General features: G+C 74.0%; 20 protein-coding genes. 16 read left to right on the forward strand and 4 right to left on the reverse strand.

Annotation, left to right across the window (positions count from 1 at the left end; translation table 11 throughout):
* The first annotated feature begins 84 nt into the window (after positions 1–84).
* The 13 genes from AB0K80_RS03400 (at position 85) to AB0K80_RS03460 (ending at position 17,090) form a co-directional block, all read left to right on the forward strand.
* Entirely contained in the window at positions 85–2,973 is a 2,889-nt protein-coding gene (locus AB0K80_RS03400; RefSeq protein ID WP_365665332.1) for an FAD-binding and (Fe-S)-binding domain-containing protein, read from the forward strand.
* A gap of 67 nt (positions 2,974–3,040) precedes the next feature.
* The gene (locus tag AB0K80_RS03405) at positions 3,041–3,808 is read left to right on the forward strand and encodes a metallophosphoesterase family protein (RefSeq protein WP_365665334.1); all 768 of its coding nucleotides are present in this window, start codon (positions 3,041–3,043) and stop codon (positions 3,806–3,808) included.
* Positions 3,809–3,881: 73 nt separating this feature from the next.
* Positions 3,882–5,009, forward strand: a complete 1,128-nt coding sequence (locus AB0K80_RS03410; protein WP_365665336.1) for a peptidoglycan bridge formation glycyltransferase FemA/FemB family protein — start codon at positions 3,882–3,884, stop codon at positions 5,007–5,009.
* 124 nt (positions 5,010–5,133) lie between these two features.
* On the forward strand, positions 5,134–6,072 hold the full coding sequence (locus AB0K80_RS03415; RefSeq protein ID WP_365665338.1) for an EamA family transporter: 939 nt from the start codon (positions 5,134–5,136) through the stop codon (positions 6,070–6,072).
* Between the two features lie 238 nt (positions 6,073–6,310).
* A complete protein-coding gene (locus AB0K80_RS03420) occupies positions 6,311–7,105 on the forward strand; it encodes a TIGR03084 family metal-binding protein (RefSeq protein ID WP_365665339.1) in 795 nt (264 codons plus the stop codon).
* Entirely contained in the window at positions 7,102–8,898 is a 1,797-nt protein-coding gene (locus AB0K80_RS03425; protein WP_365665341.1) for an acyclic terpene utilization AtuA family protein, read from the forward strand. Before AB0K80_RS03420 ends, AB0K80_RS03425 begins: the two co-directional genes overlap by 4 nt.
* Entirely contained in the window at positions 8,895–10,493 is a 1,599-nt protein-coding gene (locus AB0K80_RS03430) for a carboxyl transferase domain-containing protein (RefSeq protein WP_365665343.1), read from the forward strand. Before AB0K80_RS03425 ends, AB0K80_RS03430 begins: the two co-directional genes overlap by 4 nt.
* A gap of 11 nt (positions 10,494–10,504) precedes the next feature.
* Complete coding sequence (locus AB0K80_RS03435; protein ID WP_365665345.1) at positions 10,505–12,385, forward strand: biotin carboxylase N-terminal domain-containing protein; 1,881 nt, start codon at positions 10,505–10,507, stop codon at positions 12,383–12,385.
* A 40-nt stretch (positions 12,386–12,425) separates the two neighbouring features.
* Complete coding sequence (locus tag AB0K80_RS03440) at positions 12,426–13,559, forward strand: acyl-CoA dehydrogenase family protein (protein ID WP_365665346.1); 1,134 nt, start codon at positions 12,426–12,428, stop codon at positions 13,557–13,559.
* Positions 13,560–13,595: 36 nt separating this feature from the next.
* The gene (locus AB0K80_RS03445) at positions 13,596–15,161 is read left to right on the forward strand and encodes a 4-coumarate--CoA ligase family protein (RefSeq protein ID WP_365665348.1); all 1,566 of its coding nucleotides are present in this window, start codon (positions 13,596–13,598) and stop codon (positions 15,159–15,161) included.
* Complete coding sequence (locus AB0K80_RS03450; RefSeq protein WP_365665350.1) at positions 15,158–15,892, forward strand: enoyl-CoA hydratase family protein; 735 nt, start codon at positions 15,158–15,160, stop codon at positions 15,890–15,892. The genes AB0K80_RS03445 and AB0K80_RS03450 overlap by 4 nt, the downstream gene beginning before the upstream one ends.
* Positions 15,880–16,494: a TetR/AcrR family transcriptional regulator gene (locus AB0K80_RS03455; RefSeq protein WP_365665352.1), complete on the forward strand. Its 615-nt coding sequence runs from the start codon at positions 15,880–15,882 to the stop codon at positions 16,492–16,494. The genes AB0K80_RS03450 and AB0K80_RS03455 overlap by 13 nt, the downstream gene beginning before the upstream one ends.
* 35 nt (positions 16,495–16,529) lie before the next feature.
* A complete protein-coding gene (locus AB0K80_RS03460; RefSeq protein ID WP_365665353.1) occupies positions 16,530–17,090 on the forward strand; it encodes a hypothetical protein in 561 nt (186 codons plus the stop codon).
* 34 nt (positions 17,091–17,124) lie between these two features.
* On the opposite strand, the gene pdxH is transcribed toward AB0K80_RS03460, so the two are convergent.
* Entirely contained in the window at positions 17,125–17,811 is a 687-nt protein-coding gene (pdxH, locus tag AB0K80_RS03465; protein ID WP_365665355.1) for a pyridoxamine 5'-phosphate oxidase, read from the reverse strand.
* Positions 17,812–18,115: 304 nt separating this feature from the next.
* On the opposite strand from pdxH, the gene AB0K80_RS03470 reads away from it, so the two are divergent.
* Positions 18,116–19,216, forward strand: coding sequence for a citrate synthase 2 (locus tag AB0K80_RS03470; protein WP_365665356.1), 1,101 nt, complete (start codon positions 18,116–18,118; stop codon positions 19,214–19,216).
* Between the two features lie 35 nt (positions 19,217–19,251).
* On the opposite strand, the gene AB0K80_RS03475 is transcribed toward AB0K80_RS03470, so the two are convergent.
* Both AB0K80_RS03475 and iscB read right to left on the reverse strand, forming a co-directional pair.
* Entirely contained in the window at positions 19,252–19,725 is a 474-nt protein-coding gene (locus AB0K80_RS03475) for a diadenosine tetraphosphate hydrolase (RefSeq protein ID WP_365665358.1), read from the reverse strand.
* A gap of 274 nt (positions 19,726–19,999) precedes the next feature.
* Complete coding sequence (iscB, locus tag AB0K80_RS03480; RefSeq protein WP_365665360.1) at positions 20,000–21,433, reverse strand: RNA-guided endonuclease IscB; 1,434 nt, start codon at positions 21,431–21,433, stop codon at positions 20,000–20,002.
* Positions 21,434–21,969: 536 nt separating this feature from the next.
* Here iscB and AB0K80_RS03485 point away from each other — a divergent pair.
* Entirely contained in the window at positions 21,970–23,379 is a 1,410-nt protein-coding gene (locus AB0K80_RS03485; RefSeq protein ID WP_365665362.1) for a PAS domain-containing protein, read from the forward strand.
* A 27-nt stretch (positions 23,380–23,406) separates the two neighbouring features.
* On the opposite strand, the gene AB0K80_RS03490 is transcribed toward AB0K80_RS03485, so the two are convergent.
* Positions 23,407–24,162 carry an SIS domain-containing protein gene (locus AB0K80_RS03490; RefSeq protein WP_365665364.1) on the reverse strand — a complete coding sequence of 252 codons (756 nt, stop codon included), beginning with the start codon at positions 24,160–24,162 and terminating at the stop codon, positions 23,407–23,409.
* A 207-nt stretch (positions 24,163–24,369) separates the two neighbouring features.
* On the opposite strand from AB0K80_RS03490, the gene AB0K80_RS03495 reads away from it, so the two are divergent.
* The gene (locus AB0K80_RS03495; RefSeq protein ID WP_365665366.1) at positions 24,370–25,062 is read left to right on the forward strand and encodes a metal-dependent transcriptional regulator; all 693 of its coding nucleotides are present in this window, start codon (positions 24,370–24,372) and stop codon (positions 25,060–25,062) included.
* Positions 25,063–25,413: the final 351 nt, after the last annotated feature.

The raw sequence follows: 25,413 nt of genomic DNA on the forward strand, positions 1-25,413 counted from the left end.
CGACGTCCGGTCCTGCCAGGACCTCATCCTGCCGCGTCGAGCCACCGAGGCTGTGACGCCACCGCGGGCGGGCATTCTGAACCCATGACCGACCTCCGGGCCCTGGAAACGCACCTGCGCGCCGCCGTCCAGGGCGACATCGACTTCGGGCGTACCGCTCGCGCCCTGCACACCATGGACGCCTCCAACTACCGCCGTGTCCCGCTGGGGGTCGTCGCGCCGCGGGACGCCGATGATGTGGTGGCCGTGCTGGAGGTGTGCCGGGAGCAGGGGGTGCCCGTCGTGGCCCGGGGCGGGGGGACCTCGATCGCCGGGCAGGCCACCGGTGCCGGTGTGGTGCTGGACTTCACCCGGTACATGAACCGGCTGCTCGCGCTGGACCCCGGGGCGCGGACCGCCGTCGTGCAGCCCGGCCTGGTGCTGGACCGCCTCCAGGAGGCCGCCGCCCCGCACGGGCTGCGGTTCGGGCCCGACCCGTCCACGCACAGCAGGTGCACGCTGGGCGGGATGATCGGCAACAACTCGTGCGGCTCCCACTCGGTGGCGTGGGGGACCACCGCGGACAGTGTGCGCGAGCTGGCTGTCGTCACCGCGCGCGGGGAGCGGTTGCGGCCCGGAGCCGGGTGGGCGGGGGCACCGGAAGGACTGCGGGCTCTGGTCGAGGGGGAGTTGGCGCGGCTGCGGACCGGGTTCCCGCAGCTGCCCCGCCGTATCTCCGGGTACGCGCTGGACGCGCTGCTGCCGGAGAAGGGCGCCGATGTGGCCCGGTCCTTCTGTGGCTCCGAGGGGACTCTCGGCCTGCTGACGGAGGCCGTCGTACGGCTCGTCGAGGCGCCGCGCGCGCGTGCGCTCGCGGTGCTGGCGTACGCCGACGAGAGCACCGCCGCCGAGGCCGCGGCCGGGCTGCTCGGCCACGGCCCGCTGACGGTGGAGGGCATGGCGGCCGACCTGGTGCCGGCGGGGACGGCGGAGCTGCCCCGGGGCGGGGCCTGGCTGTTCGTGGAGACCGGCGGCAGCACCGAGGGCGAGGCCCGCGCGCGTGCGGAGCGGATCGTGCGGGCCGCCGACGTCGTGGACGCCCTCGTGGTCACGGACCCGGCCCGGCAACGTGCCCTGTGGCGGATCCGGGAGGACGCCAGCGGGACCGCGACCCGGATGCCGGACGGCTCCGAGGCCTGGCCCGGCTGGGAGGACTGCGCGGTGCCGCCCGCCCGGCTGGGCGCCTACCTGCGGGAGTTCCGCGCGCTGCTGGCCGGGCACGGCCTGCGCGGCACACCGTACGGGCACTTCGGGGACGGCTGTATCCACGTCCGGATCGACTTCGATCTGCTCACCGAGCGGGGCGTCGCCCGGTTCCGGCGGTTCTCGGAGGAGCTCGCCGACCTGGTGGTGGCGCACGGCGGGTCGCTGTCCGGGGAGCACGGGGACGGGCAGGCCCGGGCCGAACTGCTGCCGAGGATGTACGGCCGTGAGATGGTCGGCCTCTTCGAGCGGGTCAAGGCCCTCTGGGACCCCGACGACCTGCTCAACCCGGGGACGCTGGTGCGGCCCGCGCCCCTCGACTCCGCCCTGCGGTTCTCGGTGCTGCCGCGCGAGCCCGTCGACGTGGCCTTCGGCTACCCGGCCGACGGCGGCGACTTCGCCGCCGCGGTGCGCCGCTGCGTGGGCGTCGCCAAGTGCCGTACGGCGTCCGTGTCCGGCTCCGCCGTGATGTGCCCGTCCTTCCGGGTCACCGGCGCCGAGGAGCACTCCACGCGCGGGCGTGCCCGGCTGCTGCACGAGATGCTCGCCGGTGAGGTCGTCACCGACGGCTGGCGGTCGACGGAGGTACGGGACGCCCTCGACCTGTGCCTGTCCTGCAAGGGCTGCCGGTCGGACTGCCCGGTCGGGGTCGACATGGCCACCTACAAGGCGGAGTTCCTGCACCACCACTACGCCGGGCGCCGCCGGCCCGCCGCCCACTACGCGCTGGGACGGCTGCCGGTGTGGCTCCGCGCGGTGGCCCGTACGCGCACCGCTCCGCTGGTCAACGCCCTCGCCCGCACCCCGCTCCTGGCCCGGGCGGCGAAACGGCTGGGCGGGATCGCGCCCGAGCGGGAGATCCCGCGGCTGGCGCGGCGGACCTTCAGCCGGTGGTGGGAGCGACGCCCTGCCCGGACCGCCACCGGGGACCTCGTCATCCTCTGGCCGGACACCTTCACCGAGCACCTGTCGCCGTCGGTGGGGCAGGCGGCCGTACGGGTGCTGGAGGCGGCGGGGCTGCGGGTCGCGCTCCCGCCGACCGTGCGCCTGGAGAAGGCACCCGTGGGGGACGGCAGGACCGTCGCCCTCGACCCGCTGTCCCTGCTGCGGGGCCGGGGCCGGGTCTGCTGCGGCCTGACGTACGTGTCCACCGGACAGCTGGACCGCGCCCGCCGGGTCATGCGCCGCACGCTCGACCTGATGGCCCCCGTCCTGGACACCGGCGCCCCCATCGTCGTGCTGGAACCCAGCTGCGCCGCCGCCCTGCGCACGGACCTCCCCGAGCTGCTGCACGACGACCCGCGCGCCCGCCGGCTCGCCGACCGGGTCCTCACCTTCGCGGAGGCACTCCAGCGCCACGCCCCGGGCTGGACCCCGCCCCGCCTGGACCGCCCGGTGGCCGGCCAGACCCACTGCCACCAGCACGCCGTTCTCGGCGACGCCCCGGACCGCCGGCTGCGCGCCGCCGCGGGCCTCACCGGCGACCTCAGCGGCGGCTGCTGCGGGCTCGCGGGCAACTTCGGCTTCGAGCGCGGGCACGTCGAGGTGTCCAGGGCGTGCGCGGAGGAACAGCTGCTGCCGTCCGTACGGCACGCGCGCGAGGACACCGTGATCCTGGCCGACGGGTTCTCGTGCCGCACCCAGCTGGAGCAGCTGGCGGGGGTGCGCGGGAGGCACCTGGCGGAGGTGCTGGCGGACGGGCTCGACGGACTCGACGGGCAGGCCGGCTGACCCGGGGGCGGTACGCGGGAGGCGAACACCTGGGCGGTCGCGGTCCCCGCCCGGCGAAGGTGAACCCATGTCTGCCCAGCCACCCCTCCACCGCGTCGCCGTCCTCTCCGACATCCACGGCGTCCTGCCCGCCCTCGAAGCGGTCCTCGCGGAGCCCGACGTGGCCGCCGCCGACCGGATCGTGCTCACCGGTGACATCGCGGCCGGCCCGCAGCCGTCCGAGGTCCTCGAACTGCTGCGCGCCCAGGGCGACCGGGTGCTGTGGGTCGCCGGGAACGCCGACCGGGAGCTGGTCGAGTACCGGCAGGGCAGGCCGGGGGAGTACCCGGACCCGATCACCCCGTACGCCGCCGAGCGGCTCAGCGACGAGCAGGCCGCGTTCCTCGACTCGCTGCCGAAGACCCTCACCCTCACCGTCGACGGCCTCGGCACCGTCCTGTTCTGCCACGCCACGCCCCGCGACGACGAGGAGGTCGTGCTCGTCGACTCCCGGCTCGCCCGCTGGGCGGAGGTGTTCGAGGGCCTCGACGACGACGTCCGTACGGTGGTGTGCGGGCACACCCACATGCCGTACGTGCGTCTGGCCCACGGCCGTCTGGTCGTCAACCCGGGCAGCGTCGGCATGCCCTACGGCCGCTCCGGCGCCCACTGGTGCCTCCTCGGGCCGGGCACGGACCTGCGGTCGACGTCGTACGACATCCCGGCCGCCGTCGGGCGGCTCGTCGCCGCGTGCTCCTACCCGGGCATCGCCGAGTGGGCCGACACCTACCTGCGTGCCCGGGTGACCGACGCCGACGCCCTTGCGGCGTTCGGGCCACGGGACGGGCGGGGCTGAGTGTCGGGGCCGGGCGGCGGCCCGGGCGGTTCCTACGCTGGCCGGACCCGCCGCCCACCCAAGGAGTGCGCGCATGGCCTTCCGCGTCCAGCCCCTCAGCCGTGACGAGCACCTGGCGTTCGTCGCGTCCCGCCCCTCCGCCAGCCCCCTGCAGATGCCGTCCTGGGGCGAGGTGAAGCCGGACTGGCGGGCGCGCAGCATCGGGTGGTTCGACGACGGCCGGGGCGGGCGGCTCGCCGGGGCGGGGCTGGTGCTGCTGCGTCCGCTGCCCGGGCTGCGGCGGTCCCTGGCGTATCTGCCGGAGGGGCCGCTGATCGACTGGTACGCGGCCGACCTCGACCGCTGGCTCGCGCCGATGCTCGCGCACCTGAAGAGCCAGGGCGCCTTCGCGGTGCGGATGGGGCCGCCCGTCGTGGTGCGCCGGTGGAACGCCGGGACGGTGAAGGCGGCCATCGCCGACCCGGCCGCGCGGCGCCTGGGCGAGGTGCGGGCGGACGCGTACGACGAACGGGCCGACGGCATCGCCAACCGGCTGCGCCGGATGGGCTGGCGGCGGACCGGACCCGGCGGCGAGGACGGCTTCGCCGCCGGGCAGCCCCGGTACGTCTTCCGGGTGCCCCTCACCGGGCGGTCGCTGGACGACCTGCGCGCCGGGCTCAACCAGCAGTGGCGGCGCAACATCAGGAAGGCCGAGCAGGCGGGGGTCAAGGTCGTCCGCGGTGGCTACGAGGACCTGCCGGTCTTCCACGAGCTGTACACCGAGACGGCCGAGCGGGACCGTTTCCTGCCGCGCCCGCTGCCCTACTTCCAGCGCATGTGGACCGCGCTGACCGCCGAGCACCCCGACCGCATGCGGCTCTACCTCGCCCACCACGACGGCGAGGTCCTCGCCGGGGCCACGATGCTGACCGTCGGCGACCACGTCTGGTACTCCTACGGCGCCTCCAGCAGCCGCAGGCGCGAGGTGCAGGCCGCCAGCGCCGTGCAGTGGCGGATGCTGGCCGACGCCCACGCACGCGGCGCCGCCGTCTACGACCTGCGCGGCATCACCGACACCCTGGAGGAGGCCGGCCACCTGCTCGGACTGCTCCGCTTCAAGGTGGGCACGGGCGGCGAGGCCGCCGAGTACCTCGGCGAGTGGGACTTCCCGCTCAACAAGCTGCTGCACAGGGCTCTGGAGCTGTACCTGGCCAGGCGATGACGCCGCAGTGACGTCTCACCCACCGGGACAGAGGCATGGGGGCTTCACACTCCTGACCGGGTCTATTACCGTGGACTCGACAGTTCACTTCGATGAACACCCGAGTCGAGCCCCAGGACCGCCCGTGACCACCCCGGAAGCCCCCGCCGCGACCCCCCTGACCCCGGCCGCCCCGCCCGCGAGCGGCACCCCAGGCCGCCGGGGCTCCCTCGGGCCGGTGGGACTGGTGCTGGCCGGAGGGATCTCGGTGCAGTTCGGCGGCGCGCTCGCGGCGCTGCTGATCCCGCGGGCCGGCGCGCTCGGGGTCGTCACCCTGCGGCTGCTGGCCGCCGCGCTGGTGCTGCTGCTGATCTGCCGTCCGCGCCTGCGCGGCCACTCCCGCGCCGACTGGGGAACGGTCGTCGTCTTCGGTGCCGCCATGGCCGCGATGAACGGCCTGTTCTACCAGGCCCTCGCCCGCATCCCGCTCGGCCCCGCGGTCACCCTGGAGGTGCTGGGGCCGCTGGCGCTGTCCGTCCTGACCTCCCGCCGGGCCCTCAACCTCGTCTGGGCCGGGCTCGCCCTCACCGGCGTCTTCCTCCTCGGCGGCGGAGGCTTCGGCAACCTCGACCCCTGGGGGGTCGCCTTCGCCCTGGGGGCCGGCGCCATGTGGGCGGCATACATCGTTTTCAGCGCCCGTACGGGCCGCCGCTTCCCGCAGGCCGACGGGCTGGCCCTCGCCATGGCCGTGGCGGCCGTGCTGTTCCTGCCCCTGGGGATCGCCGAGTCGGGCCCGCGCCTGGCCGAGCCGGCCACGCTGGCCCTGGGCGCCGCGGTGGCGGTCCTCTCCTCCGTCCTGCCCTACACCCTCGAACTCCTCGCCCTGCGCCGCCTGCCCGCCGCCACGTTCGCCGTGCTGATGAGCCTGGAGCCGGCCATCGCGGCGAGTGCGGGCTTCCTGATCCTCGGCCAGGCCCTCTCCGCGAGCGAGGCGGCCGCCATCGCACTGGTCATCGCGGCGAGCATGGGCGCGGTACGGACTCAGGTGGGGCGGGCGAAGAGGGCCGGGGCGCGGGACGCCTGACCCGCCCGCGGTCCTCCAGGGTTGCGGTAGCTGTCGGTCAGGTTCGGGGCGGTGCCGTCGAGGGTCAGCGCGTTGTAGGACAGGCGGTCGTGGTGCGCCTGCGTCCGAGGTTCCGAAGGCCGCCCCCGGGTCGGAGAATTATGCAAGCATGCTTGCTTGTTTTCGGCGCGGCTGCCATGCTCCTCAGCACGCCGCACCACCCCGCCCCGCACACCGCCGTGCCCCGAGGGGAGCGCCCGTGTCCGATCCGTCGCCCGTGCTCGACGACCTGCGCGAGGAGAGCGAGGAACTCGACCGGCTCGTGGCCCGCCTGGCCCCCGGGCAGTGGACACGCGCCACCCCCGCGCCCGGCTGGACCGTGGCGCAACAGATCGCCCACCTCGCCTGGACCGACCGCTCGGCCCTGCTGGCCGTGACCGACGCGGAGGCCTTCCAGCTCCTGGTGGACAAGGCGCTCGCCGCGCCCGGCTCGTTCGTCGACGAGGGCGCCGAGGAGGGCGCCCGGGTGCCGCCCGCCGCCCTGCTGGCCCGGTGGCGCGCAGGACGTACGGCGCTGGACAGGGCGCTGCGGGCCGCACCCCCGGACACCCGCTTCCCCTGGTACGGCCCACCCATGTCGGCGGCGTCCATGGCCACGGCCCGGCTCATGGAGACCTGGGCACACGGCCTGGACGTGGCGGACGCGCTCGGCGTCACCCGCGCCCCCACCGACCGGCTGCGGCACATCGCCCGCCTCGGCGTGCGCACCCGCGACTTCTCCTACGGCGTCCACGGCCTCACCCCGCCCGCCGCCCCCGTCCGCGTCGAACTCCGCGCACCGAGCGGCGCGCTGTGGACGTACGGCCCCGAGGAGGCCCCGCAACGGGTCACCGGCCCGGCCCTCGACTTCTGCCTGCTGGTCACCCAGCGCGCCCACCGCGCCGACCTCGCCCTGCGGGCCGACGGGCCCGACGCCGACCGCTGGCTGGACCTCGCGCAGGCCTTCGCGGGCCCGCCCGGCGCCGGGCGCCCGCCGAAGGGGGACGCCGGGTGAGGGCCCTGCGCATCGGCAACGCCTCCGGCTTCTACGGCGACCGTTTCGACGCGATGCGCGAGATGCTCACCGGCGGCGACCTGGACGTCCTCACCGGCGACTACCTCGCCGAGCTGACCATGCTCATCCTCGGCCGGGACCGGCTGAAGGACCCCGCCGCCGGATACGCCCGCACGTTTCCCCGGCAGCTGGAGGAGTGCCTCGGGCTCGCGCACGAGCGGGGCGTGAAGATCGTCACCAACGCCGGGGGACTCAACCCGGGCGGACTGGCCGCGCGCGTACGGCAGTTGGCCGACCGGCTCGGCCTGCCCGTCAAGGTCGCGCACGTCGAGGGCGACGACCTCACCGACCGGTTTCCGGGCACGCTTGCCGCGCACGCCTACCTCGGCGGCTTCGGCATCGCGGCGTGCCTGCGGGCGGGCGCCGACGTGGTGGTCACCGGCCGGGTCACCGACGCGGCCCTGGTCACCGGGCCCGCCGCCGCCCACTTCGGATGGCGGCCGACGGACTACGACCGCCTCGCGGGCGCGGTGGTCGCCGGGCACGTCCTGGAGTGCGGGACGCAGGCCACCGGCGGCAACTACGCCTTCTTCGCCGAGGACGGCCGCGATGTGCGCCGCCCCGGCTTCCCGCTCGCCGAACTGCACGAGGACGGCAGCAGTGTGATCACCAAACACCTCGGCACCGGCGGCTTCGTCGACACCGGCACGGTCACCGCGCAACTGCTGTACGAGACGGCCGGCGCCCGGTACGCCGGCCCCGACGTCACCGCTCGGCTGGACACGGTCCGGCTCACCCAGGACGGCCCCGACCGGGTCCGTGTCGACGGCGTACGCGGCGAGGCCCCGCCCCCGACCCTCAAGGTGGGGCTGAACCGGCTCGGCGGCTTCCGCAACGAGGTCGTCTTCGTCCTCACCGGCCTCGACATCGAGGCCAAGGCCGCCCTGGTGCGGGAGCAGATGACACCGGCGCTCGCTGAAGTCGCCGAGTTCCGCTGGGCGTTGGTCCGCACCGACCGGCCCGACGCCGACACCGAGGAGAGGGCCAGTGCCCTGCTGCGCCTCGTCGTACGGGACCCGGACCAGGAGGCCGTCGGCCGGGCGCTGAGCGGGGCCGCCGTGGAACTGGCGCTGGCCTCCTACCCCGGCTTCCATGTGCTGGCGCCTCCCGGAAAGGGCACGCCCTATGGGGTCTTCCAGGACGTGTACATCCCCCATGTGGCCGCCGCCCATGGTGTCGCCCCTCATGTGGCCGCCCCTCATGTGGCCGCCGCCCATGGTGTCGCCCCTCATGTGGCCGCCCCTCATGTGGCCGCCGCCCGTGGCGCCGCCGCCCACAGCCCCGTCCCCCATGTGGCCGTCCTCCACGACGGACGCCGCGTCCCCGTCTCCCCGGCCCAGGACACCGCCGTACTGGAGGACGTGCCGGAGCCGCCGCTGCCCGAGCCGCTGCCGCCGGGGCCGGTCCGACGCGCCCCGCTCGGGCTGGTCGCCGGGGCCCGCAGCGGTGACAAGGGCGGCAACGCCAACGTCGGCGTGTGGGCCCGCAGCGACGACGCCTGGCGCTGGCTGGCGCACGAGCTGACGGCCGGCAGGTTCCGGCAACTGATCCCGGAGAGCCGCCCGTTGACCGTCGTACGGCATCTGCTGCCGAACCTGCGCGCCGTCAACTTCGTCGTCGAGGGGATCCTCGGCGCCGGCGTCGCCGCCGGGCACCGCTTCGACCCGCAGGCCAAGGCCCTCGGCGAATGGCTGCGTTCCCGCCACCTGGACATCCCGGAGGCCCTGCTGTGACCGTCCTGACCTCGGCCCTGGACCCGGGCAGCCCCGAGTACCGGGCCCACCGCGACGCGATGCTGGCCAAGCTGGAGGAGCTGGCCGCCGAGCACGCCAAGGCCCTCGCGGGCGGCGGCGAGAAGTACGTGGCCCGGCACCGGGCGCGCGGCCGACTGCTCGCCCGGGAACGCGTCGAACTGCTCCTCGACCCCGACACGCCCTTCCTGGAGCTGTCCCCGCTGGCGGGGTGGGGCAGCGACCACACCGTCGGCGCCTCACTCGTCACCGGCATCGGCGTCGTCGCGGGCGTCGAGTGCCTGATCAGCGCCAACGACCCGACCGTACGCGGCGGCGCGAGCAACCCCTGGAGCCTGAAGAAGGCGCTGCGCGCCCATGAGATCGCCCGCGCCAACCGCCTCCCCGTCATCTCCCTGGTGGAGTCCGGCGGCGCCGACCTGCCGTCGCAGAAGGAGATCTTCATCCCCGGCGGCGCGATCTTCCGGGACCTCACCCGGCTCTCGGCCGCCGGGATCCCCACGGTCGCCGTGGTCTTCGGCAACTCCACCGCGGGAGGCGCGTACGTGCCGGGCCTGTCCGACCACGTGATCATGGTCAACGAGCAGGCGAAGGTGTTCCTCGGCGGGCCCCCGCTGGTGAAGATGGCCACCGGGGAGGACAGCGACGACGAGTCCCTCGGCGGCGCCGGCATGCACGCGCGCGTGTCGGGCCTCGCCGACCACCTAGCCGCCGACGAGCAGGACGCCCTGCGGCAGGCCCGCCGGATCGTGGCCCGCCTCAACCACCGCAAGGCGTACCCCGATCCGGGCCCCGCCGAGCCGCCCCGGTACGCCGAGGAGGAACTGCTCGGCATCGTCCCCGGCGACCTGCGGACCCCCTTCGACCCGCACGAGGTCATCGCCCGGATCGTCGACGCCTCCGACTTCGACGCGTTCAAACCGCTGTACGGCACCAGCCTGGTGACCGGCTGGGCGACCCTGCACGGCTATCCGGTCGGGATCCTCGCCAACGCCCGGGGCGTGCTGTTCAGCGCCGAGTCGCAGAAGGCCGCCCAGTTCATCCAGCTCGCCAACCAGCGCGACATCCCGCTGCTGTTCCTGCACAACACCACCGGCTACATGGTGGGCAGGGAGTACGAGCAGGGCGGCATCATCAAGCACGGCGCGATGATGATCAACGCGGTGAGCAACTCGACGGTGCCCCATCTGTCCGTCCTGATGGGGGCGTCGTACGGGGCCGGGCACTACGGCATGTGCGGCCGCGCCTACGACCCGCGCTTCCTGTTCGCCTGGCCCAGCGCCAAGTCGGCCGTCATGGGCCCGCAGCAGCTCGCCGGCGTGCTGTCGATCGTGGCCCGGCAGTCGGCGGCGGCGAAGGGCCGGCCGTACGACGAGGACGCGGACGCCGCCCTGCGCGCCCTGGTCGAGCAGCAGATCGAGTCCGAGTCGCTGCCGATGTTCCTGTCCGGGCGGCTGTACGACGACGGCGTCATCGACCCGCGCGACACCCGCACCGTGCTCGGCCTGTGCCTGTCCGCCCTCCACACCGCCCCCTACCAGGGCGTCCGCGGCGGCTTCGGCGTCTTCCGGATGTGAGGGACCTGACCGTGATCACTTCGCTGCTCGTCGCCAACCGGGGCGAGATCGCCTGCCGCGTCCTGCGCACCTGCCGGGAGCTCGGCATCCGCACGGTCGCCGTCCACTCGGACGCCGACGCGCACGCCCTGCACACGCGCGTGGCCGACGCGGCGGTCCGGCTGCCCGGGTCGGCACCCGCCGACACCTACCTGCGCGGCGAGGCGATCGTGCAGGCGGCCCTCGCCGCCGGCGCGGACGCCGTGCACCCCGGCTACGGCTTCCTCTCCGAGAACGCCGGCTTCGCCCGGGCCGTCCTCGACGCGGGCCTGGTGTGGATCGGCCCGCCCCCGCAGGCCGTCGAGGCGATGGCGTCCAAGACCCGCGCCAAGCGGCTGATGGGCATCGAGCCCCTGCGGGAGGTGACCGAGTCCGACCTGCCGGTGCTGGTGAAGGCCGCGGCGGGCGGCGGCGGACGCGGCATGCGGGTGGTACGGCGCCTGGCGGAGCTGGAGCAGGCCCTGGAGGCAGCCCGCGCCGAGGCCGCGAGCGCCTTCGGGGACGGCGAGGTCTTCGTCGAGCCCTACGTCGAGGGCGGCCGGCACGTCGAGGTGCAGATCCTCGCCGACGCGCACGGCACCGTGTGGGCGCTGGGCACCCGGGACTGCTCCCTGCAACGGCGCCACCAGAAGGTCATCGAGGAGGCACCGGCACCCGGCCTGCCCGAACGGCTCACCGCCCGCCTGCACGCCCTGGCCGTGCGCGCGGCCCGTGCCGTGTCGTACGTCGGCGCGGGCACGGTCGAGTTCCTCGTCGACGGCGACCGGGCGCACTTCCTGGAGATGAACACCCGACTCCAGGTCGAACACCCCGTCACCGAAGCGGTCTTCGGCCTGGACCTGGTCGCCGAGCAGATCCGCGTCGCCGAAGGCCACGCCCTGCCCGCCGACCCCCCACCCGCGCGGGGCCACGCCGTGGAGGCCCGCCTCTACGCCGAGGACCCCGCCCACGACTGGGCCCCGCAGACCGGCCGCCTGCACCGCCTCGCCGTACCCGACGGCATCCGCCTGGACACCGGCTACCAGGACGGCGACGAGATCACCGTGCACTACGACCCCCTGCTCGCCAAGGCCGTCGCCCACGCCCCCACGCGCGCGCAGGCCGTCCGCGCACTCGCCTCGGCCCTGGAACGGACGGTGCTGCACGGCCCGGTCACCAACCGGGACCTGCTGGTGCGCTCCCTGCGCCACGAGGAGTTCACGGCCGGGCGCATGGACACCGGCTTCTACGACCGCCACCTGCCCGAGCTCACCCAGCCGGCCCCGGACCCGTACGCCCCCCTGGCCGCCGCCCTCGCCGACGCCCACGGCCGCTCCCGCTTCGGCGGGTGGCGCAACCTGCCCTCGCAGCCCCAGGTCAAGCGGTACCTCATGGCGGGCGAGGAGCACGAGGTCCGCTACCACCACACCCGGGAGGGCCTCGCAGCGGACGGCGTCCGCGTGGTGCACGCCGACGCCCACCGAGTCGTCCTGGAGGCGGACGGCGTCCAGCGGCCCTACGACGTCTCCCGCTACGGCGACCAGATCCACGTCAACACCACCCGCCTCACCGCCTTGCCCCGCTTCCCCGACCCCGCCGCCCGGCACGCCCCCGGCTCCCTGCCGGCCCCCATGCCGGGCACGGTCGTGCGCGTCGCGGAGGGCCTGGCGGTGGGCAGCCCCGTACGGGCCGGAGAGCCCCTGCTGTGGCTGGAGGCGATGAAGATGCAGCACCAGATCACAGCGCCCGTCACCGGAACCCTGACAGCCCTGCACGCCGTACCCGGACAGCAGGTGGAGCCGGGCACGGTGCTGGCGGTGGTCTCGCAGACCCAGGGGCGCGGGGCCGCACCGACAGGCGGCTCCGCCGCGTGAGCGACCAGCCACGACGCACCCGCATCCAGGAAGGAGCCCCATGCGTGCCACCCCAGACTCCGAGGACCACGAAGCCCTGCGAGCGGCCGTATCCACCCTCGGCCGGCGGCACGGCCGCGAGGGCGACACCGCTCACCTCTGGTCGGAGGCAGGCAGACTCGGCTACCTCGGCGTCAACCTGCCGGAGGCATACGGCGGGGGAGGAGGCGGCATCACCGAACTCTCCCTCGTCCTGGAGGAACTCGGCGCGGCGGGCTGCCACCTGCTGATGATGATCGTCTCCCCGGCCATCTGCGGCACGGTCATCGCCCGCTTCGGCACGGACACCCAGAAACAGCACTGGCTCCCCGGCATAGCCGACGGCACCCGCCTCATGGCCTTCGGCATCACCGAACCCGACGCCGGCTCCAACAGCCACCGCATCACCACCACGGCCCGCCGCGACGGCACCGACTGGCTCCTCACCGGCCGTAAGGTGTTCGTCTCCGGCGTCGACCTCGCCGACGCGACGCTCATCGTCGGCCGCACCGAGGACGCCCGTACCGGCCGCCTCAAGCCCTGCCTGTTCATCGTCCCGCGCGACACCCCCGGCTTCCAGCGGCGGCACATCGCCATGGAACTGCACGCCGTGGAGAAGCAGTTCGAGCTGACCCTGGACGACGTACGACTGCCCGCCGACGCCCTCGTAGGCGACGAGGACGCCGGCCTGCTCCAGCTGTTCGCCGGACTCAACCCCGAGCGGATCATGACGGCCGCCTTCGCCATCGGCATGGGCCGGTACGCCCTCACCGAAGCCGTCGCCTACGCGCGCGAACGCACCGTCTGGAACACCCCCATCGGCGCCCACCAGGCCATCGCCCACCCGCTGGCCCAGGCACACATCGAGCTCGAACTCGCCCGGCTGATGACGCGGAAGGCGGCCCAGCTGTACGACGCCGGGGACGACACGGGCGCGGGAGAGGCCGCCAACATGGCCAAGTACGCGGCCGGGGAAGCCTGTGTGAAGGCGGTCGACCAGGCCGTGCACACCCTCGGCGGCAACGGCCTCACCCGCGCGTTCGGACTCGCCTCACTGATCACCGCCGCCCGGGTGTCCCGTATCGCCCCGGTGAGCCGGGAGATGATTCTCAACTACGTCTCCCACCAGACCCTGGGCCTGCCCAAGTCCTACTGAGACGGCACCGTGGGTGCCGTTCGGCCAGGAGGAACCATGTTCCGCAGCGAGTACGCCGACGTCCCGCCCGTCGAGCTCCCCGTCCACGAGGCCGTGCTGGGCCGGGCCGCCGGGTTCGGCGCGGCCCCCGCGCTGGTCGACGGCACCGACGGCACCACCCTCAGCTACGAGCAGGTGGACCGGTTCCACCGGCGCATCGCCGCCGGCCTCGCCGAGGCCGGGGTCCGCAAGGGCGACGTCCTCGCCCTGCACAGCCCCAACACGCTCTCCTACCCCCTCGCCTTCTACGCCGCCACCCGCGCGGGCGCCACCGTCACCACCGTCCACCCGCTGGCCACCGCCGAGGAGTTCGCCCAGCAGCTCAAGGACTCGGCGGCCCGCTGGATCGTCACCGTCTCCCCGCTGCTGGACAGCGCCCGCCGGGCCGCCCACCTCGCGGGCGGGGTCAGGGAGATCCTCGTGTGCGACAGCGCACCCGGACACCGCTCCCTGATCGGCATGCTGGCCTCCACGACCCCCGAACCGGCCATCCCCATCGACCCGGTGGAGGACGTGGCCGCCCTGCCGTACTCCTCCGGCACCACCGGCACCCCCAAGGGCGTGATGCTCACCCACCGGCAGATCGCCACCAACCTCGCCCAGCTCCGGCCGGTGATGCCCGCCCGCCCCGGCGACCGCATCCTCGCCGTCCTGCCGCTCTTCCACATCTACGGCCTGACCGCCCTGATGAACGCGCCCCTCAGCCAGGGCGCCACCGTCGTCGTCCTGCCCCGCTTCGACCTGGAGACCTTCCTCGCGGCGATCCAGACCCACCGCATCACCGGCCTGTACGTCGCCCCGCCGATCGTCCTGGCCCTCGCCAAGCACCCCCTGGTCGCCCGCTACGACCTGTCGTCCCTGCGGTACGTCGTCAGCGCCGCCGCACCCCTGGACGCCCGGCTCGCCGCCGCCTGCGCGCAGCGCCTCGGCCTGCCGCCCGTCGGCCAGGCCTACGGCATGACGGAACTCTCGCCCGCCACCCACGTCGTCCCCCTGGACGCCATGCGCCAGGCCCCGCCCGGAACCGTCGGCAAGCTCATCCCCGGCACCGAGATGCGGATCGTCTCCCTCGACGACCCCGGCACGGACCTCGGCCCCGGCGAGTCCGGGGAGATCCTCATCCGCGGCCCCCAGGTCATGAAGGGCTACCTCGGCCGCCCCGACGCCACCGCCGCCATGATCGACCGCGACGGCTGGCTGCACACCGGCGACGTCGGACACGCGGACCAGCACGGCTGGCTGTTCGTCGTCGACCGCGTCAAGGAACTCATCAAGTACAAGGGCTTCCAGGTGGCCCCCGCCGAACTGGAGGCCCTCCTGCTGACCCACCCGGGCATCGCCGACGCCGCCGTCATCGGCGCGCACGACGACGGCACCGAGGTCCCGCACGCGCACGTGGTCCGCCGCCCCTCCCACCCCGGCCTGACCGAAGGGGAGATCATGATGTACGTCGCCGAACGCGTCGCCCCCTACAAGCGGGTCCGCCGCGTCACCTTCGTCGACGCCGTCCCCCGCGCCGCCTCCGGCAAGATCCTGCGCCGCCGGCTCCGGGAGGAGGCGTGACACACGTCGGCCGCACCCGCGCACGGGGCGTGGAAACCCTCACCCTCGACTCCCCGCACCACCGCAACGCCCTGTCCGCCGCGCTCGTCGGCGACCTGCGCGACGCCCTGACCGCCTGCGCCGCGGACGACGACGTCCGCGCGGTCCTCCTCACCCACACCGGCACCACCTTCTGCGCCGGCGCCGACCTGCGCGACCCCCCGCCCCCGGACGCCCTCGCCGGCCTCCTGCGCCAGATCGTCGCCCTCGGCAAACCCGTCCTCGCCCGCGTCACCGGCCACGTCCGCGCGGGCGGCCTCGGCCTGCTGGCCGCCTGCGACATCGCCGCCGCCTCCCTGGACGCCACCTTCGCCTTCACCGAGGTCCGCATCGGCGTCGCCCCCGCCGTCATCTCCCTCCCCCTGCTGCCCCGCACCGACCCCCGCGCCCTGACCCGCTACTGCCTCACCGGCGAACGCTTCGACGCCCCCGAGGCCGCCCGCATCGGCCTCGTCACGGCGGCGGGCGCCGACGTGGACGCCGTACTCGCCCCCGTCCTGGACGGCGTACGCCGCGCCTGCCCGCAGGCCCTGGCCGAGACCAAACGGCTGCTCACGGCTAGGGTGCTGGAGACATTCGACCGGGACGCGGCCGCCTCGACCGCGCTCTCGGCCCGGCTGTTCTCCGCCCCGCAGGCCCGCGAGGGGATGACGGCCTTCCTGGAACGACGGGATCCCGCATGGGTGCTGTGAAGACAGTCGACGCGCGTCCGGACCGCCTGCCCAAGCAGGACCGCAGCCGGGCCACCCGGCAGCGGCTCCTCGAAGCCGCCGTGGCCTGCCTCGCCGAACACGGCTGGGCGGGCTCCACCGTCCTGGTCGTCGCCGCACGCGCCGGCGTCTCCCGCGGCGCCGCCCAGCACCACTTCCCCACCCGCGAGGACCTGTTCACCGCGGCCGTCGAGTACGTCGCCGAACAGCGCTCCACCGCCCTGCGCGCCCTGTTCCCGCAGGGCGCGGCCGGCGACCGCCGGGCCGTCGTCGCGGCCCTGGTCGACCTCTACACCGGCCCCCTCTTCCGCGCCGCCCTCCACCTGTGGGTCGCCGCCTCCAACGAGGACCAGCTGCGCCCCCGCGTCACCGAACTGGAGGCCCGCGTCGGCCGCGAGACCCACCGCATCGCCGTGGAACTGCTCGGCGCCGACGAGTCCCGCCCCGGCGTCCGCGAAACCGTCCAGGGCCTGCTCGACATGGCCCGCGGCCTGGGCCTGGCCAACCTCCTCACCGACGACGCGGCCCGCCGCGACCGGGTGGTCACCCAGTGGGCGAAGCTGCTGGAGGACACGCTGGGCTGAGGGCACTGTCAGTGCCGGGGGCTACGGTGCGGGGCATGGGGGACACGTATCAGACGATCGCCGCGCCGGACGTGCCGGCGCACCACGCGCCACGCCTCGCCGCACGCGTGGTGCGCCGGCTGGTCGCCGAGGGCATCGTCCTCGCCGAGGCGGAGGCCGGCTGGGCCCTGCCCGACCGACCGGCCCACCCGCCCGGCCCGCGCTGGCACAAGGCGGTGGGCGACGCCCGCTGGGGGGCGCCGGACGGCCTCGTCGTCCACACCGAGCGCCACGTCTTCCACCGCCTCGGCACCCCCCGCCCGGACACGGTGGTCTGCCCGCGCTGCGGGCGGACCACGACGGTGCAGGGCGATGCCGAGCCGCGCTTCCACGCCGCCATCGGCACCTGGTACGAGACGGGCAACGCCGACGTCGACTGCCCCGCCTGCCACGCGCCCGTCCCCCTGCCGGCCTGGACGTGGACCGAGGACACCTTCGCCTTCGCGCACCTGGGCTTCGAGTTCTGGAACTGGCCCGCCCTCGCCGAGGAGTTCCGCACCCTCGTCACCGGCCTCCTGCCCGGCCGGCGCACGGTGTTCCTGCACGGCAAGCTCTGAGTTCCCGCGCGGCGAGCTCAGACGCCCCCGCCCGTCACGGACTGAGCCGCTCCACCCGCCAGCTCCCGTCCGGCCGGGCCACGTACCGCAACCGGTCGTGCAGCCGGTTCTCGCGGCCCTGCCAGAACTCCACCGACTGCGGAGCCACCCGGAAACCGCCCCAGTGCGGCGGCACCGGCACCTGCTCGCCCTCCGGGTAGCGGGCCGCCAGCTCGGCGTACGCCGCGTCCAGATCGGCCCGCGACACGATCACCTCCGACTGGGCGCTGGCCCACGCACCGAGCTGGGACCCGTGCGGACGGGTCCGGAAGTACGCCGCCGTCTCGTCCCGCCCGGTCCGCCGCGCCACCCCCGTGACGATCACCTGCCGGGCCATCGGATGCCACGGGAACAACAGCGAGACATACGGGTTCTCGCCCAGGTCACGGGCCTTGCGGGAGCCGTAGTTGGTGTAGAACACGAAGCCCTGCTCGTCGAAGTGCTTCAACAGCACCGTACGGGAGCTGGGCCGGCCCTCGGCGTCCGCCGTGGAGACCACCATGGCGTTCGGCTCGAACAGGCCGCCTTCCGTCGCGGCCTGCTTGAACCAGCGCGCGAACTGCTCCACCGGCGTGGCGGCCAGCCCGGACTCGGAGAGCCCCTCGGCCCGGTACTGCTTGCGCATCGAGGCGAGATCGAAGGGAACGGCGTCGCGGTCGGTCACCTGGTCATCTTGCCGCATCGACGGTGACCTCCGGCACTGCGTGGCACTCAGTGCCACAGACTCTCCCCAAAACTGGCACTGAGGGATATCGTTTCTTGTGGTGTTCCGGTTGGATGACCGCCGACCGCACGGGGCATCACAGGGGGGAGACCGGACCGTCCAGGACCGCGAGTCGCCGTACCGGACCGCGGAACCGTCGGACGACCACCACTCCACCCACCACACCGGCACAGCGGCGTTCCACCGGCCGTCACCACAGCGGCCCCAAAGACACCGCCCACCACAACCGCACCCGTCGCCCACATCACCGAGGAGCCGCCTGATGTCCGACTTCGTACCCGGGCTCGAAGGAGTCGTCGCGTTCGAAACGGAGATCGCCGAACCGGACAAGGAGGGTGGCGCCCTGCGCTACCGGGGCGTCGACATCGAGGACCTCGTCGGTCACGTCTCCTTCGGCAACGTCTGGGGCCTGCTCGTCGACGGCGCCTTCAACCCCGGCCTGCCGCCCGCCGAGCCGTTCCCCATCCCCGTGCACTCCGGCGACATCCGCGTCGACGTCCAGTCGGCCCTCGCCATGCTCGCCCCCGTCTGGGGCCTCAAACCCCTCCTCGACATCGACGCCGAACAGGCCCGCGACGACCTCGCCCGAGCCGCCGTCATGGCGCTGTCCTACGTCGCCCAGTCCGCCCGCGGCCAGGGCCTGCCCATGGTCCCGCAGCGCGAGATAGACAAGGCCCAGTCCGTCGTCGAGCGCTTCATGATCCGCTGGCGCGGCGAGCCCGACCCCAGGCACGTCAAAGCGGTCGACGCGTACTGGACGAGCGCCGCCGAGCACGGCATGAACGCCTCCACCTTCACCGCCCGCGTCATCGCCTCCACCGGCGCCGACGTGGCCGCGGCCCTCTCCGGCGCCGTCGGCGCCATGTCCGGCCCGCTGCACGGCGGCGCCCCCTCCCGCGTCCTGCACATGATCGAGGAGATCGAACGCACCGGGGACGCCGAGGCCTACGTCAAGCGCACCCTCGACAAGGGCGAACGCCTCATGGGCTTCGGCCACCGCGTCTACCGCGCCGAGGACCCCCGCGCCCGCGTCCTGCGCCGCACCGCCCGCGAACTCGGCGCCCCCCGCTTCGAGGTCGCCGAAGCCCTGGAGAAGGCGGCCCTGGAAGAACTCCACAACCGCCGCCCCGACCGGGTCCTGGCCACCAACGTCGAGTTCTGGGCCGCCATCGTCCTGGACTTCGCCGAGGTCCCCGCCCACATGTTCACCTCGATGTTCACCTGCGCCCGCACGGCCGGCTGGTCCGCCCACATCCTCGAACAGAAGCGCACCGGCCGCCTGGTCCGCCCCTCGGCCCGCTACATAGGCCCGGGCCCCCGCGACCCCCGCGAGATCGACGGATACGCGGACATCGCCCACTGACCCCACCCACGGCTCGCGTCCCGACCCCGCCCGGATCAGGACGCGAGCCGGTCCAGCTCCGCCCCGATCAACGCCCGCAACCGCTGGTGCCGCGCCCCGAGCGCATACCGCTCCGCACGCCACCACTCCCGTGGATACAGCCACACGGGCCGCCCCACCAGGTCGGCCGGCTCCCAGTCGTACCGCGGCCAGACATGCGCGTGCAGGAACGGATCGGAGTTTCCCAGGATCTCCAGGTTCACCCGCCGGAAGGCGTGGTCCAGCCGCACACACGCCCGCTCGACGGCCTCACCGAGCCTGTCCAGGTCCGACAGGAACGCCAGCCGCCTGCTGCGCGGCAACTCCGACAGCCTCTGCACCCCCGGATCGTCCGCCAGCAGCACCGAGTAACCCGGCAGGAACTGCACATCGCCGATCACGGCGAACCCCGCCCCCAGCCTGCGCAGCACGGTGGGGTTCTCACCCCGCAGCGCACTGCCGATCCGGTCCTTCCGCCAGTCCCCCTCCACGCCGATCCCCCTCTCCGTCCCTGACAACGCAGACGACCCGCGAGTCTGGTTCCTCCAGTGGAGGAGCCGGCCGGACGTACCGGCGACTCGCGGGTCGGGTGACTGCTCGGGATTGGGCCGGCTGCACGCGTCTGTCACGTGCTGGTCCGGCACCGCACTGAGTGTGGTGACGGGCCGCTAGCCCGCAGCCACCTCGCGCGTCCGGGATTCATACATGTACCGGATCACCTCCTTTCGTGCGTGAGCCACACACTAGGAACAGGTCGCCCACCGATCAACCGGTTTTCCGAGAAGTTGACGGTAGGAGCTCGGACCGGATCTCGTACCCGTACCCGTCCCCCCGTTGCAGAAGCCGCAGATGCCGGTGCGACACATTGATCCGGCCCTTCGGCGTCGTGAGGCTGTGCTGCCCACGGGCCCGGACCGAGACACGGCCGGTCCACGTTCCCGCCCACGTGCCGGAGGGCACGACAGCTCGGACGAGGTCTCCGGTGACGAACCCGAAGTGCTGCTTGGTACGGGCCCGCCGCAAGCGCGGGAATCCGTGCCGGTCGGGAGTCGTACGGGCGTAGGAGCCGCGTCCCGTCGCCTTCGCGACCAGGACGTCACGGGGCACCCGCACGATTCGGTCACCGCGCGCGTGGTCAAGAGCACCGAGGGACAAGGCATCGAGGGTGTGTGTCTTGCCGAGGCCCATGGCGCTGCGGTTGCGCTGTGTGAGTCGGCCTGACCAGGCGTGTACGGGCCTGCCGAGGGCGGCAAGGGCATGTGCGAGCTGCCGACAGGTCGCGTTCATGGTGGCGGCGTGCTCGAGCGGTGCCCTGACCTGCTGGAGGATCGTCGCGAGACGGTCTGGCTGGTGGGCCAGGAAGTCTGCCACGGATCTGCTGCCCTTGGCCCGGTTGCACGGGACGCAGGCCAGGACCAGATTCGAGACGCGGTCCGAGCCCCCTCGGCTGCGGGGCCTGAGGTGCTCGATGTTCAGGGGGACGCCGGTTGCGCCGCAGTAGGCGCAAGCGTTGTTCCACTTGGCTTTCAGGTAGGCGCGTGCGTTCGTTCCCGCGAGAGGGCCGTGCCGGTGCCGGTCCTGAGTGGGCGGTCTGCCCGCGCTCATGAGGTGCGTGTCGAACGCGACGCGTTCCAGGTGGATCTCCGTGACGGGGGCGTAGCGGCACAGACGCTGCGCCAGCGAGAGGGTCGTGTCGACGCGGTGGCGTACGGAGGGTGCCAGCCACCCCTCGGGGCGCGTGCGGTTGTCGAAGCGGGGGGCTCGGTAACGGCGGTTCGCCGAGCGGCGCCTGCGCCGGTAACCGGCCCGTTGATGCATGCAGCTGCGAATCCGGTCGCCGCGGTGCCAAAGCTCGACCGAAACCAGACCGCGTCGGAGGGTGATGATGTGCCCCGGTCCGGCGGGCTTCTCCTTCTCGTCGGTGAGGACGAGGCCGGTGCCTTTGGACCCCGGGTCGATGCGCAGCTGTACGCCGGTGACTCGCGCCTCGGAGCGGGCGCGGTCCTTCAGCCGGATGGTGAAGGGCACCTGCCGTGCGACTGCGGCCCGTCCTTTGCGCAGCAGCTCGCGGGCCCGAGCCGGGTGGCAGGGCATCAACGGCTGTCCGTCCCTGGACAGCACCAAAACCCTGCCGGCGCCGATGCCTCCCTCGTACGGCTGACGGGGAGCGTCACCGCTCCCGTGCTCTGCCTCCTCCACCGCCGCGGCGGCGTTCTCGGCGTGACGCCGACGGGCTGCGGTGCCGCGCCCACCGGTCTCCCCTCGCTCATGTTCCCTGCCGGTGCCCCGCGCGACGGCGGGGTGTCCGTGAGCCGTTTCGGCCCTGCTCCCGGGGGTGTCTGCTCTCACGGATTCCAGAGCAGGCCGCTGAGGAAGCACGGCCTGGTGGGTCTGCTCGCCTGCCGGAAACGTAGTCATCGGGGGCACCTCCCTGATCCTGCGGATCGTGATGACTGGAGCTGGTCACTCGACTGCCTTGCGGGCGGGGAGCGAGTGACCTCCCTTCTTCGGTGGATCGAGACACTAGTGATCACATCTGGCAGGAGGCACCCACGTCACCGAGAAGCACTCGTTCGTGCGTCATGACCTCAAGCCTCGTGTCCATGGCGGGGGCCTCAACGATTCCAGGCAATCTTGCGGGAACCAGATGTGCGCTGGGTCACGTTCGAGTTGAATGATTGCAAGGAGCGAACCGAACGAGCCGTACGTGCGGACGCAGCCTGCAGGGGGTCCAGGTGAGTGCTTCCCGGCGTAGTGGGACCACCGGCGAGCTGGGGCCGGACGAGCCCGGGCGGGAGGGGTCGGACGGGTCCGATCTGCTGGCCGCGCTGCTGGACGGGATGGACGCGGCGCTGTGTGCCTTCGACGCGGACGGGGTCGTCACGCACTGGAACCGTGAGGCGGAGCGGATCCTGGGGTGGACGGCCGCGGAGGCGGTGGGGCGGCGTGGGCTGGCCGGATGGGCCGTGCGCAGCGCCGACGCCGAGGAGGTCGAGGGGCGGCTGATGTCGGCCATGCACGCCCCGGGCCGGCAGGTGCACGAGTTCGCGCTGCTGACGAAGGACGGCGGGCGGGTGCTCGTACGGACGCAGTCGGCCGCGGTGCGCGGGCCGGACGGGAAGCCGGCGGGGGTGTACTGCGCGTTCAGCGAGGTGCACGTGCAGATCGACCTGGAGCGGTCGATCGCGCTGAGCGAGGCGTTGTTCGAGGACGCGAGCTGGGGTGTCGTGCTGGTCGACGCCGACCTGCGGCCGGCCGTGGTGAACGCGCACGCGGCCCGGGCGCTGGGGACCGGGCGTACGTCGGTGCTGGGGCGGCCGCTCGGGGAGTTGCTGGCGCAGGGGGTCGAGGAGCTGGAGAGCGCGCTGACGCATGTGCTCGCCGAGGGCGCGCCGCCCGCGCCGGCCGAGATATGGGTGGCGGTGCGTACGCCGGAGGGCGAGCGGCGCAGGTGCTGGCGCAGCGGGTTCCTGAGGCTGTCCTCGCCGCTGGCGGAGGAGCCGGTGCCGCTGGGGGTCGGCTGGCTGTTCCAGGACGTGACGGAGGCCAAGCAGCGCGAGCAGGAGGCGGCGCTGCTGCGGTTCCGTGCGCAGCAGCTGCACCGGGCGGCCCGGGCGGCCGCCGAGTGCGAGGATCCGGGGGAGGCGGCGACCGTGCACCTGGACTTCGCGCTCGCCGGGTTCGCCGACCACGCGCTGATCGACCGGGTGGCCGGCGGGGCGGTGCAGGACGGGGCGGCCGGCGGGCCGGTGCGGCTGGTGCGGGTGGCCGCGACGCCGTCGGGGGCGCCGGGGCCGAGCGGGTTCGCCGGGCAGGCGGGGCTGCCGGTGCGGTACGGGACCGGGCATCCGGCCCTGCAGTGCGCGGAGCGGGCCGGGGCGGTGCGGGCGAGCGCGGGGGCGGTGCCGGCCGAGGAGGCCCGGGCGTGGGCACTGGCGCGGCAGTGGCCGCCGGACGTGGTGCACGCGCTGTGTGCGGCGCTGCGCAGCCGGGGCCGGACGCTGGGGGTCGTGACGTTCCTGCGCGGGGCGGGGCGCAGTGCGTTCGAGCGGTCCGACGCCACGTACGCGGAGGACGTGGCGGTACGGATCGCGGCGGCGCTGGATCTGGCGGAGCTGGCCGCGTCGGCGGGGGAGCGTCCGTAGCGGGGGCGGTGGCCCGGAGCGCCGGGCTCAGTGGCGGTAGAAGATGCGGTCGCGGTACTGCTCCATGACGCGGCTGTTCCACTCGTGTCCGCCGTCGACGTTGCCGGAGCGCAGCAGCGGCGGTTCGATGCCGCGGTCGGCGAGGGCGGCGGCGGTGGTGGCCATGACGGCCTGGAGGAGTGCCGTGGTGACGACCGTGGAGGCGGGGGCGAAGGGCGCGGGGACGTGGTCGAGCGTGAGTTCCGCGTCGCCGACGGCGATCTTCGAGTCGAGGACGATGTCGCAGTGGTCCTTGAGGAAGGTCCCCGAGGCGTGCCGGGAGGTGGTCTGGGCGGCGTACGCGACCGAGGTGACGCCGATGACCTGGACGCCCCGGGCGCGGGCGGCGAGGGCCATCTCCACGGGCAGGGCGTTGCGGCCGGACAGCGAGATGATCACCAGGGCGTCGCCGGCGCGGAGCGGGGAGCTGTCCAGGACGGCGGTGGCCAGGCCGTCGACGCGTTCCAGGGCCGAGCCGAGCGGGGCGGGCATGACGTCGACGCCGACGACGCCGGGGACGGTGAGCAGGTTCATCAGGGCGAGACCGCCGGCGCGGTAGACGACGTCCTGGGCGGCGAGGGAGGAGTGGCCGGCGCCGAAGGCGAAGAGCCGGCCGCCGGCGGCGACGGTGTCGGCCAGGAGCGTGCCGGCGGCCGTGATGGGCCCGGCCTCCTCGTCGCGGAGCCGTGCCAGCAGGCCGATCGCGGCGTCGAGGAACTGGCCGGCCGGCCGACGGTCGCTCATACGGGGTCCCTCCGGGGTCGCTGTGTCGCGGATCACCGTGCGGTCTGGACCAGTGTGGTGTCAATACGGTCGGCGGTGCGGCGGGGGGAGCCCCGCGTCGCACCGTCGCGGCACGGTTGTCGGTGCCATGCGTCAGAATTGGGAGCAGGGCCAGCGCAGGCGCCGGTGAGGCGGCCAGCCTCCGGCAGAGCTAATCGAGGGGCACGTATGTCCGGACTGATCGACACCACGGAGATGTATCTCCGCACCATCCTCGAGCTGGAGGAGGAAGGTGTGGTCCCCATGCGCGCCCGCATCGCCGAGCGGCTGGACCAGAGCGGGCCGACGGTCAGCCAGACGGTGGCCCGGATGGAGCGGGACGGCCTGGTCTCGGTCGCCAGCGACCGGCACCTGGAGCTGACGGACGAGGGGCGCCGGCTGGCCACGCGCGTGATGCGCAAGCACCGGCTCGCCGAGTGCCTGCTCGTCGACGTGATCGGGCTGGAGTGGGAGCAGGTGCACGCCGAGGCGTGCCGCTGGGAGCACGTGATGAGCGAGGCCGTGGAGCGCCGCGTGCTGGAGCTGCTGCGCCATCCGACGGAGTCGCCGTACGGCAACCCCATCCCGGGCCTGGAGGAGCTGGGCGAGAAGGACGGTCCGGAGCCGTTCCTGGACGAGGGCATGGTGTCGCTGGCGGACCTCGACCCGGGTCCGGAGGGCAAGACCGTGGTGGTCCGGCGGATCGGGGAGCCGATCCAGACGGACGCGCAGCTGATGTACACGCTGCGCCGCGCGGGCGTGCAGCCCGGCTCGGTGGTGAGCGTGACGGAGTCGGCGGGCGGGGTGCTGGTCGGCAGCGGCGGCGAGGCGGCCGAGCTGGAGGCGGACGTCGCCTCCCACGTGTTCGTGGCCAAGCCCTGACCCGGCGCCCCGGGCCGCTTCGGCCCGGCCGGCCGGGCATCGCAAGATCCACTGCGGCGAATCGCAGCGCTCGCCCGCTCCGCGTGCGAGGCTGTCGCGTGAGGCATATGACCTGAGGGGCCTTGGGCCCGGGCCCGGCGGCGAGTCGGCCCGGCCGGGGAGGGGGCGGGAGGATGTGCCGTACGGACGTGGAAGGCCCCGGCGCCGTCTGGCGCCGGGGCCTGTCCTCCCCTGTGCTGACCCGGAGCCCCGAGCTCTCAGGGTCATCCCCCTCGGACCTTTTTCCCCGAGCGGTCCGCCTCCTGGTGAAGATCTCCCCTGGGGGGCGGCGATCAATCCTCGAGGGGTGTC

Origin of the sequence: Streptomyces sp. NPDC052682, assembly GCF_040678435.1 — a bacterium.
Lineage (GTDB): Bacteria > Actinomycetota > Actinomycetes > Streptomycetales > Streptomycetaceae > Streptomyces.